Consider the following 13,331-nt stretch of genomic DNA (forward strand, 5'->3'; position numbering starts at 1 on the left):
CGTCCATTCATCCTTTCCACTCGTTTGCTCTAATTCGGTGTCGATAGTGAAGTTTTACTGGTTACTAATCGGACTGGCGGTGGTCACGGGCTCCGTTTCCGCCTGGGCGTACAACTACAACCGCTACGGTTCCCGCGAAGGGCGTCTCGGTGCCATCACGATGGACGGAACCATCAACGGCAAGAATGTGATGGCGGAAGTGGCCAAGGGCTACTCCACGTCGCTCGCCAAAGTCGAAATGCTTAATGACCCGACATTTGATTTCGGTGCGATGGCTCCGGGTACCAAGGGAAATCACACCTTCACGGTCAAGAATGTCGGCGGAGAGCCGCTGACACTGGAGCTGGGAGCGACGACCTGCAAATGCACGCTGGGAAAACTTGCCAACAGTTCTCTGGCCCCCGGCGAGACGACCGACATCGAGCTGGAATGGAACGTCAGTGCAGGGAAAACGACGTTTGAGCAGTCCGCTCAGGTGCGGACCAACGACCCGATGCGGCCCGCGATCGACTTCAAAATCAGTGGCCTTGTCCTGCGTGAAATGGAAATCGAACCTCGCGAACTGACCTTTGGTTCGGTGGCCTCGGGCGATCCGTTTGAGTTTGATTTCAAGATTTACAGCTACATGGATGAGAAAATCGTCCCGGATTCGCAGGCGTTTGCCAGCGAAGAGCTAACGAAATTGACGCAGTTCGAAGTCACGGAGTTTGAACCCAGCGAAGCCGACGGGGTCCACAAGTCGGCGAAACAAGGTTTTGCCATCAAAGCAAAGGTGGGATCGGGCATGCGGCAGGGTGCCGTCAGCACCAATTTCTTGTTCGGATTCCAGAAGCTTGACGAAAACGGCGACGTCATCTCAACCGAGGAATCGACCAAGGAAAAAGGTGACAAGTACTACTTTACCGCGTCCGCTGCCGGACGGGTCATTGGCTCCCTCAGTATGCTGGAAGGCCAGAAGGTCAAGTCCGTCAGCGGTGGCGGTTATGTCTTCGACTTCGGCAAGCTCGGCCCAGAAGACTCCACGATTGGCAAATCGTTTGTGGTGTTAAAGGGTAGCGAGAAGGACGCCACTAACCTTACCATTGGGGAAAGTTATCCCGATGACGTGATCCAGGCAAAATTGGGCGATCCGATCGGCAGGGGGTCTATGAAGATGTACCCGCTGACGCTGGAAGTTATCGTGGGTGAAAAGCCGATTGAGCTTTCAGGGAAAAACAAGGACGAGTACGGTTGGGTCTGGATCGAGTCCGATAATCCCAAAGTTAGCCGAATGAAGCTGGCGGTAAAGGTTGCCGCCCAGCCGAGGCCATAGCCTAGCCACCCGCGAGCTGACCAGCGTGCGGTGGCACTCAACGGATCGCGGTGTGATTTTGAACCAGTTCGTCCACAACACTGAACCACGAGCGCCTGGAGCGCCTGAATTTTCGATGTCGGCTCTGCAAAACGCTTGCGTGTTGTGTGGACGTGTTGTCATCGCATGGGCGGGACTATTGCTGACCCTGACAGGTTGCACATCGCAGTCGGACCAACCAAGCGATTCCGATGTGACGGCCGCGCGTTTGCTATCGCCCCACGTCGTGGCGAGGCCAAGTCTCTCCAGTCCGCTGCCCGATGGATTTGTCGCTCCGAGCGATTTCGGCAGCACACACGATGCTGCAGGTTCATTTTCGGCAAAGGTCGATCCGTCGCAGATCACCGCTCCGACCGTGGTCAAACGCATCGGGTTGGACAATTCGTTTGATCGTCACAGGGCTTGGAGCCTGGAGCGACTCCACGCCGAGTTCGCATCGGACCGCTCCGACCAACTCGTTCAGGCGATTGAGTTGATCCAAAAAAACGGCCTGCCGCCATTGCCCGAGGGCGCGGACGAAGATGAAGCGGCAGAGGATGCGGGGGTCGGTGGACCTGCCGCTGCAGAGGACGCAGGCGTTGGGCCATCGTCGTCCGATCTGGGTCCCGTTGAGATCATCCCCACGCCACGTGCGCAGCCGGAGGTCAAAGCGGAAGTGATCCCGACGCCTCTGGGGATCCCAGAACGCAAGATGAATGGGCCGATCACTCGCATCGCCTCCGAGCCCGAGCCCGCCAAGGGCGCGCCGTCTCAACCAGCCAACACGCCGCCCAACCCAAAGATGACTCCGGGGACAGTCCCTGTGGATGATGTCGACAATGAATTCGGCATCGCAGGGCTCGCCGGCGTCAAGAAGGAACCAGACGACTACCAGACTTGGGAAAAACCCGATGTGGCCTTGTTCGTCACCGGCAACCAACACGGGTACATCGAGCCGTGCGGCTGCACCGGATTGGACAAACAAAAGGGTGGCGTTGCCAGACGCCATACCTTCATGACCCAGTTGAGAACCAAAGAATGGGATCTCGTGCCCATTGATGCCGGCAATCAGATCCGCCGAATCGGACAACAGGCTGCGATCAAGTTCTCGTGGTCAAGCAAAGCCTTGCAGGTGATGAAGTACGAAGCGGTCGGCTTTGGTCCAGACGACATGCGAATCAACCCGGGTGATTTGATCGCCAGCGCCCTTGATTCCCCTGAACCGATCTATGTTGCTGGTAATTTGGTCCTGCTGGATCCCTCGCTGATCCCCAGTCACAAGGTTGTCGAGAAAGGCAAGTGGAAAATCGGCATCACGACGATCCTGGATGCGGACGAATTGACCGCGCCACTGAGTCCTGAGGTCGTGCTCAATGACGCAGAGAAATCGGCCAAGGAAGTCTTGGGCAAGCTGCAGAGTGAGGGCGCGAATTTCAAAGTCATGACGTTCTTTGGCTCTGAAGAAAAGGCAAAGAAGCTGGCGCAGCAGGTTCCCGGTTATGACCTGATCATCGTTTCGGGCGGCTACGGCGAACCGACGTATCAGCCACAGCCGATCGAGAACTCAACGACGCAAATCATCCTGACGGGCAATAAAGGCATGTACGTCGGGCTGGTTTCTTTGCGAGAAAACAAACCGTTTCAGTACGCTCGCGTTGCCTTGACCAGCGAGTTCGAAGATTCTCCCGAGATGCGTGGCATCATGAAAGACTATCAGCGTCAATTGCAAGACGTTGGTTTTGCCGATCTCGGCTTGAAACCCATCCCGCATCCTTCGGGTGAGAAGTTTGTCGGCTCGGAGGCGTGTGGGAAGTGTCACACGGAAGCCATGGCGGTATGGAGTGGCTCGGCGCACTTCGACGCCACGGCGCACATCGTCAAGCCACCGGAAGGACGCGGCGATGTCCCGCGTCACTTTGACCCCGAATGCGTCAGTTGCCACGTCACAGGCTGGAATCCGGAAAACTACTACCCCTACGAAACCGGATACTTGAGCCTCGAGAATTCCAAGCATCTGTTGGGGAACGGCTGCGAGAATTGCCATGGCCCAGGCGGCAGCCACTCGGCAGCCGAAGCCGAGGGCTCGGACGTTTCTTTGGAACGCAAGAAAGAATTGAGGATGGCGATGCAGTTGCCCTTGGACAAGGCGAAGGAGCACTGCATGAAATGCCACGATCTGGACAACAGCCCTGACTTTCACGACGAAGGTGCATTCGAAGACGAGTACTGGCCCGAAGTCGAACACTACGGCGTGAAGTAAATTTTTCAAGTGACGCCCCCCTGTTTGACCCGCAGCCGAAGGCGCAGGAGACGCTATCAACCGGCTTGCCCCGCAGAGTCAAACGCCGCTTCCGCCTGCGCCTGCGGCTACGGGTCAAACGAAGGTGTGCGAAACCCGTTTCCGCCGTAGCCAACCGCAATTCCTTCAGAATTCGTAGGTCATCCTTGTCGCTACCGGTTGAATCTGCACCTTGGTATTGACAATGCTATCTGGCGATTCCCACCTCTGCCCTGTTCTCCATCGCACTCTCGGCCACCCATGCATAATGAACTCGACATCTTGGTGGTAGAAGACGACATGGACGAGCGGATGAACATGGTGGACATCCTGGAGTTAGATGGGCATCGAGTCATGGCGGTGGGCACGGCCGAGGAAGCTTGCGAGCTGGCACGGTCCCAGAAGGTTGGCGTGATCATTTTGGATCGCAACCTGCCCGACGGTACGGCAGACGAGGTCTTGCCGCGGCTCAAGAGCTTACTGCCCAGTTCACATGTGGTGGTGGTTACCGGCTACGCGGACCTCGACAGTACGATCGCGGCGTTTCGACATGGAGCGGCCGACTACATCTTAAAGCCGATCAACCCGGACGCATTGCGTCACAGTCTGGAACGGATCGCTCAAGTCGCCCGAGTGGAGTACGAGTTGAGTCAGGAGCAACAGTTCGCAGATCAGATCTTGAGCACCGCCGAAGCCGTCGTGTTGGTATTGGACTTGCAGGGAAAGATCATCCGATTCAACCCCTACTACGAACGCATCGCCGACTGGAGCTTGGACGAGTTACAGGGTAAAGATTGGTTTGACGCATGCATTCCCGTGCGCGATCACGATCGGATTCGCGAAGTGTTTTTGCTGACAGCGGATGGCTTGGAGCGAAGCGGGATCATCAATCCCATCATCACCCGCTCGGGTCAGGAACGTCAGATTCGATGGTCCAACACGACGCTCAAGGACAAGCTGGGTGTCACCATTGCGGTCTTGGCGGTCGGTGTCGATGTGACGGATTTCCTGGAAGCACAAGAGCGGGCGTCCCGTTCCGAGCGACTGGCTGCGATCGGGCAAACGATGGCCGCGCTTGCGCACGAAAGCCGCAATGCGTTGCAAAGGATCCATGCCGGGCTGGACCTGTTGCAGCTCGAGCTGCCGGGCGAATCGGAAGCACAAGGGGACCTGGACACCGTGCGTCGTGCGGCAACGGACTTGAATTCTTTGTTGGAAGAAGTCCGTTCGTATGCGGCCCCGATCCGTTTGCATCTGGAACCCTGCGACGTTCGCCAGTTGGCCATGCGTGCGTGGCGGCACCTGGAGTCGGCCTGGTCGCAGCGGCAGGTCGAGTTACACATTGATGAGACTTTCGAAGACGTGGTTTGCCGTGCCGATCCCACACGCATTGAACAGGTGTATCGAAACCTTTTCGAGAATGCCTTGGCTGCGTGCTCCGACCCGGTCCAAATTTCGGTTTGTTGCGAACGATTGCCGCACGATTTGATCCAGATTTCGGTTACCGACAATGGGCCAGGGCTGAACGATGAACAGTGCGAAAAGATCTTTGAGCCGTTCTTTACGACCAAGAGCACTGGCACGGGACTTGGAATGTCGATCGTGCATCGCATCATCGACGCTCACCAAGGTTGCATCAGCCTTGCCGGATCCGCCACCAACGAAGATCATGCCGGAGCCTGCTTCATCATCCGATTACCCCTCGATCCGCAATGCGACGAAGCGGACAGCGTTTGATGCCGCCACCATCGCCGCCGCCGTCATCACAGGGATCTAGAGCCGAGAGCAGTGACATGAAGCATGCAGGTGAAGCCGTGCTGACGGCAATTCTTGAGACCGCAGTGGACGCGATCATTCTGATCGACCAGCAAGGGATCATCCGATCCGTGAATCCGGCGACCGTGACGATGTTCGGATTTAGCAAGGAAGAAATGGTCGGAAACAACGTAAAAATGTTGATGCCGTCTCCTGACCGCGAGAGACACGACCAGTACTTGCAGAACTACTGCCAAACGGGGGTCGCCAAGATCATTGGCATTGGACGCGAGGTAGCCGGGCAACGAAAAGACGGGACGGCCTTTCCGATGCATCTCGCTGTCAGTGAGATTCCCGTCCAGGATGGCCGGTTGTTCGCAGGGATCATACGCGACATCACCGCCCTGAAAGCGGCTCAAGATGAACTCACGATGCTCAACGAGGACCTGGAACGCATGGTGCGGCAACGGACCGATGAGCTGCGGGCGGCTCAGGCAGAGTTGCTGCAGCAAGAACGGTTGGCGACACTTGGCCAGGTTTCAGGCGGCATCGCGCATGAAATCCGAAATCCACTCAACGCGGTGAAAACTTCCGCGTACTACTTGCTCAATGCAAACTCACCGGCCCCAGAAAAGGTCCGAGAGCACCTGGAGCGAATCGATCGACAGGTGACCTTGATCGATAACGTGATCACCGCGCTGACGGACGTGGCCAGGATGCCCGAGCCTACCGTGGGGCGATGCGATGTGCATGCGTTGGTGGCATCGATCGCAGCTACCATTTCGATGGATGTGAACATCAAACTGATCGACAGAATTCCCAGCAATCTGCCTACGGTTCACGTCGACGCCAACCAGCTTTCGATCGTGTTTCGAAACCTCATCCGAAACGCCAGGGACGCGATGCCAAAGGGCGGTACGATCTTTCTGGATGCGACCAGCGACGAGCGAACGGTCTCGATGCGGGTCTCGGACACGGGGCCGGGGATACCGCCGGAGCTGTTGAGTCGGGTGATGGAGCCGCTTTTCACCACCAAAGCTCGCGGAATGGGGCTCGGATTGGCGATTTCCAAAGCCATCTTGCAGCGAAATGGCGGTACAATCAGCGCCGACAATCAATCCGGTAGCGGTGCCGTTTTCACCGTAACGTTACCCATTGGAGTGATAGGCGATGGTGTTGCAGGATAAAGGGCGGGTTTTGGTCGTCGATGATGACCGTGACATCTGTGCGAACATCAAAGACATCTTGGATGATCTGGGATACCTCACGGACACCGCCCACGACGGGCCCTCTGCATTGAATCTGATTCAGCAGGGGGCATACGATGTCGCGCTGCTGGATTTTAAGATGCCCGGCATGAACGGCGTTGAGCTGTATCGCGAAATCAAGAAACTGAGACCGGACGTGCCAGCGATCATGATCACCGCTCATGCGGAGAGCGCAGGTTTGCAGCAGGCGATCGATGCGGGCACGAGGCACATTCTGAGAAAACCCGTCGACTTTGCCTGCCTGCTGCCGATGATCGATCGCTGTGCGACGCCGGGTATTTAGTGGTCTGGGACAACTTATCTTTAGGGTAGTGGATCTTGTTAAAGATCCTGGACTGCTCAAAGTTTGGTGTTGTGTCTTTTTGGGTTTGCGCAAGTTTATGTCCCTACTGCCGGCGCAGTGGTGGCCTCAGTGAGCCTCAGGCGCTAGCCGTGGGCCTGTGGCGGATTGTGGTGCCCGGCCCACGGCTAGCGCCTGAGGCTCACTTTGATTGCGATGCATGGAACGAAAACATGGACTGCCGGCGCAGCTGGTGGCCCCAGTGAGCCTCAGGCGCTAGCCGTGGGCCTGTGGCGGATTGTGGTGCCCGGCCCACGGCTAGCGCCTGAGGCTCACTTTGATTGCGATGCATGGAACGAAAACATGGACTGCCGGCGCAGCTGGTGGCCCCAGTGAGCCTCAGGCGCTAGCCGTGGGCCTGTGGCGGATTGTGGTGCCGGCCCACGGCTAGCGCCTGAGGCTCACTTTGATTGCGATGCATGGAACGAAAACATGGACTGCCGGCGCAGCTGGTGGCCTCAGTGAGCCTCAGGCGCTAGCCGTGGGCCTGTGGCGGATTGTGGTGCCCGGCCCACGGCTAGCGCCTGAGGCTCACTTTGATTGCGATGCATGGAACGAAAACATGGACTGAAAAAACAATGTCAACGCCAAATTTTGATCAGCCCACCACTAGCCTGGACTGTTCATCAGCCGTCTGCCTTGGCACTAGATACCCATCTGAGCGAGCATGTCGGCGAGTCGGCCGACCGTTTGTGTCAGCACGGGATGCGACTCCTGAAATGCATCGGCCTGTTGCTGCAAACGCTCCGCCAAGGTGGCTGAATTGACTTCGTGGTGATCCAAAGTCGAGGAGATGCCCTCCAGCGATTGCCGCAGCTCCTCGGCTTCGGCTGCATCCATGTCATCGGCGGCTGCCAACTGCTGGCGAAGCAGTTCGATGGTTTCGTCTAGTTCTTCTCGCACCGATGGGGCTCCAAGGAAATGGGGTGGGGGTGACGACTGCGGTTGCAATTTCAATCGTCCAAGGTTCAGTGTCTGTGATCGGACAGGAACGCTCAAGTGACGTCTCAGCCGGAATCACCAAGGATACAACCGCAGTTGCCCCATCAAGAACCCGTCATGGACCTGACATGAACCCGTCCTCCTGAATCCAAGCGTCAGCTTGAACGTTCATGTCACACTCGCCGTTTCAACCGCTGCCATCGAGTGTTAGGATAACACGCCTGAGACACTGTGGCCCACGCTCAAATGCTCATCAGTGCGTTATCGCACGGAGGAGAGTTTGTCACGTGCGGCAAAGCGTCACGTCAACGGCGAACATCGTCATAATTAGCGCACAATCGGTAGCTGACAAGACGAATTTGGAGGTGTCGTTGCGTTTGGCACTGCATTTGTTCTCAGGCACCAGGAATCGAGCCCGAATCGAGCCAAACGGGTGCAGTACGCAACCAGATGTAAAGCGCAGACGGCCCACCGGGTGGCCGACAGGCGATCAGCGTCTTGTCAATTCGATCGTTTTTCTTTCTCAACTTGAATCGTAAACAGAAAACAAGCCATGGAAACGCATGCCGCGAATGATCCGTCGCAGCCAAGGGACATATCGGAACCGTCCCAATCCTCGTTGGAGCTTGAGAGATTTAGCTATGACGATGGAATCGTCCGCCTGTTTGCCACCGCAACAATCATCTGGGGTTTGGTCGCGACGCTCGTGGGTTTGATCGTTGCGGTGATCTTGGTGATGCCCGAGCTGACCAACGGACTGCCTTGGATTTCGTTCGGTCGCCTGCGTCCGCTACACACCAATGCTGCGATCTTTGCTTTCGCGGGCAACGGGATCTTTGCGGCGATCTATTACAGCACCCAGCGGTTGTGCAAAGCCCGGATGTGGAGTGACGTGCTCAGCCGGGCACACTTCTGGGGCTGGCAATTGATCATCGTCCTGGCCGCGATCACTTTGCCCTTGGGGTATTCTCAAGGACGTGAGTACGCCGAACTGGAGTGGCCGATCGATATCTTGATCGCCGTCGTGTGGCTGGTGATCTTCGGTGGCAATTTCTTGATGACATTGATCAACCGACGAGAGCGGCACATGTACGTCGCTTTGTGGTTTTACATCGCAACGATCGTGACGGTCGCTGTGCTGCACGTCTTCAATAACTTGGTAATCCCCGCAGGACTGCTCAAGGGATACAGCGTCTACGCGGGTGTGCAAGACGCGTTCATGCAATGGTGGTACGGTCACAACGCGGTCGCGTTCTTTTTGACGACGCCGTTCCTCGGGTTGATGTACTACTTTTTGCCCAAGGCCGCTGACCGGCCGGTGTTCAGTTACAAACTCAGCATCATTCACTTTTGGTCGCTGGTCTTTATCTACATTTGGGCTGGCCCTCACCACTTGCACTACACCGCGCTGCCCGAGTGGGCCAGCACGCTGGGCATGTTGTTCAGTTTGATGTTATGGATGCCCAGTTGGGGCGGAATGATCAACGGTCTATTGACGCTGCGTGGTGCATGGCACAAGGTCGCGGCGGACCCGGTCCTGAAGTTCTTCGTCGTCGGCGTGACGTTCTACGGGATGTCGACTTTTGAAGGGCCGATGCTGTCGATCAAATCGGTTAACGCATTGAGCCACTACACGGACTGGACGATCGCACACGTTCACTCCGGTGCGTTGGGTTGGAACGGGTTCATGACCTTTGGCATGCTGTACTGGCTGCTGCCGCGAATCTTTCAGACCAAGATGTGGAACGACAAGCTTGTCAGTTGGCACTTTTGGGTCGGAACGATCGGCATCCTGGCATACATCATTCCGATCTACGCAGCAGGTCTGATGCAAGGCCTGATGTGGCGTGCCATGGACGACACGGGCAACCTCAAATACCCCGAATTCATCGAGATCACGCAATCGATCGTGCCGTTGTGGTGGTTCCGGGTATTGGGCGGTTTGCTGTACGTCGCCGGAGTGGTCATGATGTGCGTCAACGCGCTGATGACTTGGATGGGTCGACCGGCGAAGTACGAAGTGCCGGTCCACACCGCGCCTCGATTGTCCAAGACATACAAAGACGAGCCCGCTCCCAAAAGCGATCTGGACGATGTCCCCGTGCTGGACTTGGCCAAAAAAGTCAGTGTGTTTGCCAAGATGGGCTGGCACCGTCGTTGGGAACGCTTGCCCGTGACATTCACTGTCCTGACGACGTTGGCCGTGATCGTCGCGACGCTGTTCGAAGTCATTCCGACGTTCCTGATTCGCTCGAACATCCCAACGATCGCGACGGTCAAGCCCTACACGCCGCTGGAACTGGCAGGGCGACACATTTTCGTCTCCGAAGGATGCTTCAATTGCCACTCGCAAATGATCCGGCCGATGGTGGCCGAGACCAAGCGTTACGGCGAATACAGCAAGCCGGGGGAGTTCATTTACGACCGACCGTTCCAGTGGGGCAGCCGTCGTATCGGTCCCGACTTGGCACGCGAAGGTGGGCGTCAGAGCAGCTACTGGCACTGGCAACACTTTGAGTACCCCGATGTCGTCTCGCCGGGGTCGGTGATGCCCAGCTATCGCCACCTCCTGGAAGACGATCTGGTGTTCGAAAAAATATTCCCGCACGTGGAGGCCGCCCATTTCTTGGGTGCCCCTTACACGGAAGAAGAACTGACCCAGACCAAGGAGGTCGCGTTCCGTCAAGCAGAACAAATTGCCGCCGAGATCGTCGGTCAAGGCGGGCCGCCCAACACCTTCAACAAACAGGCGATCGCCCTGATCGCTTACTTGCAGCGAGTCGGCGTCGACCTCAATCGCACCGAAACACCGGCAGCAGAAACACCGGCGACGGATGCTCCTGCTGGTGATAGCCCGCCTGCGGAAACGTCCACTGACGAGCAACCCACCCCCGAAACACCAGACGCTGAAACACAAGAGGCCGGAGCATGATTCGCGACATCGTCAGTTTCCTGGACTACTCGATCTGCGCCGAAGTGGCGTTGGCCTTGTTCGTCGGAACGTTCTTTTTGATTTTCTACGGTGCCTTGCGACTGAGCCGCAACGCAACCGACAAATTTGCCGCGATTCCCCTGAGTGATGAGGTGGAGGAACCACGATGAGCGATACACCGAAAACAGATCATGCATACGATGGCATCGAAGAATTCGACAATCCGTTGCCGGGTTGGTGGAAGTGGTTGTTTGTCGCAAGCATTGTCTTCAGCCCGTTCTATTGGATGTTCTATCACGGCGGTGCCAGTGGACGATCGGTCGAAGATCTCTACAACGTCGCCTTGGCCGAGAACACGCGAAAGCAGTTTGAGGAAATCGGGGAATTAAAACCCGACGAAGCGACCTTGGCCAGTTACATGAACAAAGGCAGTTGGGTCAAAGTCGGCCAAGCCGTCTTTCGCGCCAATTGCGTGTCGTGCCACGGTCGCGAAGGTGAAGGCAAGGTGGGGCCGAACCTGACGGATGAAGCGTACAAGAACGTGGCCAACCTGGAAGACATCGCCAAGGTGCTGATCAATGGTGCTGGCAACGGTGCGATGCCCAAGTGGTCAAACCGATTGCATCCCAACGAGATCGTCCTCGTGTCGGCCTACGTCGCAACTTTGCGTGGCACCAATGTTGATGGCGGGCGACCTCCAGAGGGTCGAACCATCGCTCCTTGGCCTGCGGCTCCCGCAGAATCCGATGCAGATGCAGAGTCGGACGCAGATCCGGCTGGTGATAACACCGATGATGGCAAGTGACCATCTCCGAATGAGTCCTTGAGGGACATGATGAGTATCTTTGAATCGTTGCCGCTGCTTGCCGCCTCAGGCGGCTGCCGAAACGCGGGCAAGTGCCAGTTGGCCGGAGCCTGTGAGGGTGCCGGCGGCGTGTCGCCAGCGGGTGCAATTCCTGCTGGCCGAGAACCAGCGGCTGTCGGTATGGGGACGTTGGTCTTTGCGACCGCCAGCAATCAAGAGACGGAGGAGCCAGAATCCGGCACCACGGGTGGAAAACATTCCGCTTTGTTGGAATCACCGGAACACGTGTTGAGCACCTTGGAAAGCGACGGCAGCCGACGTTGGTTGCGTCCCAAGCTTTCGCCAGGCAAATGGTGGCAGCGCCGACGGATCGTCGCCTACCTGCTGATGATCGTGTTTGTGGTGATCCCGCACTTGCGACTGGCTGGCAAGCCGTTGATTTTGCTGGATATCGCCGAACGTGAGTTTACGATCTTGGGCAGGACGTTCTTGCCGACGGACACACTGTTGCTGGCTCTGTTGATGCTGTCGGTTTTTGTCTCGATCGTGTTGATCACCGCAGTGGCAGGACGGGCGTGGTGCGGTTGGGCGTGCCCGCAAACGGTCTACATGGAGTTTCTGTTCCGTCCAGTTGATCGATTGTTTGACAACACGGTCGGCAAAGGGGGCAAGCCACGGCGGGACAAAGGTGCCTTGTTGCACATCGCTCGATTTGTCGTGTACGCATTGTTGTGCATGTTTCTGGCGCACACCTTCCTGGCTTACTTCGTCGGCACGGAAAAGCTCGCGATGTGGGTCCGCAGCACACCTGCGGCGCATCCAGTAGCGTTCCTGGTGATGTCTGCAACGCTCGGCTTGATGCTCTTTGACTTCATGTTCTTTCGAGAACAGTTGTGCCTGATCGCTTGCCCCTATGGTCGGTTTCAATCGGTCATGTTGGACCAGCAGTCGACCATCGTGGCCTACGACTATGTTCGTGGCGAACCCCGGAAAAAGGGCAAGCGGGAGCCGTTGCCTGTGGTCTCGGCGGATGGGCGGGCAAGCGTCACCGAAAATCGCAGCGTCGGCGATTGCGTGGATTGCAATCAGTGTGTCGTCGTCTGCCCCACCGGAATCGACATTCGCGACGGATTGCAGATGGAATGCATCAACTGCACTCAGTGCATCGACGCGTGTGATGAGGTGATGGACCGAGTGGGTCTGCCCAAAGGATTGATCCGGTATGGTTCACAGGATTCCATTGCCGGCAAGGCAAAGCGGTTGCTGAGAGCACGTACGATGATCTATCCGGTCATCTTGCTCGCACTCTTTGGCGCTTTGTTGACGGCGTTGGTGATCAAGTCCGGTTTCGATGCTCGTGTGATCCGTGGCAAGGGAGCGCCGTACACGATTTACCCGGATCGCACCGCGTCCAACGAATTCCAGCTTCGTTTGGTCAATCGCACCGATGAACCGCAGCACTATGAGATCATTCCCCCGGCAGATGAATCGATCAAAATCGAAGTCCTCGATCAGGGCAAAATGACGCTTGAGGGTGGCGGGACCGAACTGGTACCGCTGCATGTGACCTTCCCGAGCAACTTGACGCGGGGCATCGGGCGATCCAATCTGAAGATGACGATTCGCGACGGCGAGCAGCGGACTCGCGAGGTTCAGTTCTTTCTCTTGGGACCCAGGTAAT

The 13,331-nt window shown here is 57.0% G+C and carries 10 protein-coding genes; 9 read left to right on the top strand and 1 reads right to left on the bottom strand.

From position 1 onward, the window contains the following. The first annotated feature begins 46 nt into the window (after positions 1 to 46). From Pla52nx_RS21160 to Pla52nx_RS21180, 5 genes are all read left to right on the top strand, one after another. Entirely contained in the window at positions 47 to 1,312 is a 1,266-nt protein-coding gene (locus Pla52nx_RS21160; protein ID WP_146520787.1) for a DUF1573 domain-containing protein, read from the top strand. Positions 1,313 to 1,427: 115 nt separating this feature from the next. Further along, entirely contained in the window at positions 1,428 to 3,590 is a 2,163-nt protein-coding gene (locus Pla52nx_RS21165; protein WP_146520786.1) for a multiheme c-type cytochrome, read from the top strand. Positions 3,591 to 3,869: 279 nt separating this feature from the next. Next, a complete protein-coding gene (locus tag Pla52nx_RS21170) occupies positions 3,870 to 5,345 on the top strand; it encodes an ATP-binding protein (RefSeq protein WP_146520785.1) in 1,476 nt (491 codons plus the stop codon). Between the two features lie 56 nt (positions 5,346 to 5,401). Next, positions 5,402 to 6,550 carry a two-component system sensor histidine kinase NtrB gene (locus Pla52nx_RS21175; RefSeq protein WP_146521263.1) on the top strand — a complete coding sequence of 383 codons (1,149 nt, stop codon included), beginning with the start codon at positions 5,402 to 5,404 and terminating at the stop codon, positions 6,548 to 6,550. Then, on the top strand, positions 6,534 to 6,914 hold the full coding sequence (locus Pla52nx_RS21180) for a response regulator (RefSeq protein WP_146520784.1): 381 nt from the start codon (positions 6,534 to 6,536) through the stop codon (positions 6,912 to 6,914). The genes Pla52nx_RS21175 and Pla52nx_RS21180 overlap by 17 nt, the downstream gene beginning before the upstream one ends. 702 nt (positions 6,915 to 7,616) lie before the next feature. Here the strand turns inward: Pla52nx_RS21180 and Pla52nx_RS21185 are convergent. Continuing rightward, positions 7,617 to 7,874, bottom strand: coding sequence for a DUF4404 family protein (locus Pla52nx_RS21185; protein ID WP_146520783.1), 258 nt, complete (start codon positions 7,872 to 7,874; stop codon positions 7,617 to 7,619). Between the two features lie 592 nt (positions 7,875 to 8,466). Here Pla52nx_RS21185 and ccoN point away from each other — a divergent pair. The 4 genes from ccoN to ccoG are packed head-to-tail and all read left to right on the top strand — an operon-like array spanning position 8,467 to position 13,330. Continuing rightward, positions 8,467 to 10,845, top strand: coding sequence for a cytochrome-c oxidase, cbb3-type subunit I (gene ccoN / locus Pla52nx_RS21190; protein WP_146520782.1), 2,379 nt, complete (start codon positions 8,467 to 8,469; stop codon positions 10,843 to 10,845). Further along, positions 10,842 to 11,015: a hypothetical protein gene (locus Pla52nx_RS21195; RefSeq protein WP_197454692.1), complete on the top strand. Its 174-nt coding sequence runs from the start codon at positions 10,842 to 10,844 to the stop codon at positions 11,013 to 11,015. The genes ccoN and Pla52nx_RS21195 overlap by 4 nt, the downstream gene beginning before the upstream one ends. Next, a complete protein-coding gene (locus tag Pla52nx_RS21200) occupies positions 11,012 to 11,650 on the top strand; it encodes a cbb3-type cytochrome c oxidase N-terminal domain-containing protein (RefSeq protein WP_146520781.1) in 639 nt (212 codons plus the stop codon). The genes Pla52nx_RS21195 and Pla52nx_RS21200 overlap by 4 nt, the downstream gene beginning before the upstream one ends. A gap of 30 nt (positions 11,651 to 11,680) precedes the next feature. Next, on the top strand, positions 11,681 to 13,330 hold the full coding sequence (gene ccoG / locus Pla52nx_RS21205) for a cytochrome c oxidase accessory protein CcoG (RefSeq protein WP_231742054.1): 1,650 nt from the start codon (positions 11,681 to 11,683) through the stop codon (positions 13,328 to 13,330). Position 13,331: the final 1 nt, after the last annotated feature.

Source organism: Stieleria varia, assembly GCF_038443385.1.
Classification (GTDB): domain Bacteria; phylum Planctomycetota; class Planctomycetia; order Pirellulales; family Pirellulaceae; genus Stieleria; species Stieleria varia.

Coding starts and splice junctions, on each gene's coding strand:
- Pla52nx_RS21175 (WP_146521263.1), top strand. CDS start 5,402: ATGAAGCATGCAGGTGAAGCCGTGCTGACGGCAATTCTTGAGACCGCA.
- Pla52nx_RS21200 (WP_146520781.1), top strand. CDS start 11,012: ATGAGCGATACACCGAAAACAGATCATGCATACGATGGCATCGAAGAA.
- Pla52nx_RS21170 (WP_146520785.1), top strand. CDS start 3,870: ATGCATAATGAACTCGACATCTTGGTGGTAGAAGACGACATGGACGAG.
- Pla52nx_RS21180 (WP_146520784.1), top strand. CDS start 6,534: ATGGTGTTGCAGGATAAAGGGCGGGTTTTGGTCGTCGATGATGACCGT.
- ccoG (WP_231742054.1), top strand. CDS start 11,681: ATGAGTATCTTTGAATCGTTGCCGCTGCTTGCCGCCTCAGGCGGCTGC.
- Pla52nx_RS21165 (WP_146520786.1), top strand. CDS start 1,428: ATGTCGGCTCTGCAAAACGCTTGCGTGTTGTGTGGACGTGTTGTCATC.
- Pla52nx_RS21195 (WP_197454692.1), top strand. CDS start 10,842: ATGATTCGCGACATCGTCAGTTTCCTGGACTACTCGATCTGCGCCGAA.
- ccoN (WP_146520782.1), top strand. CDS start 8,467: ATGGAAACGCATGCCGCGAATGATCCGTCGCAGCCAAGGGACATATCG.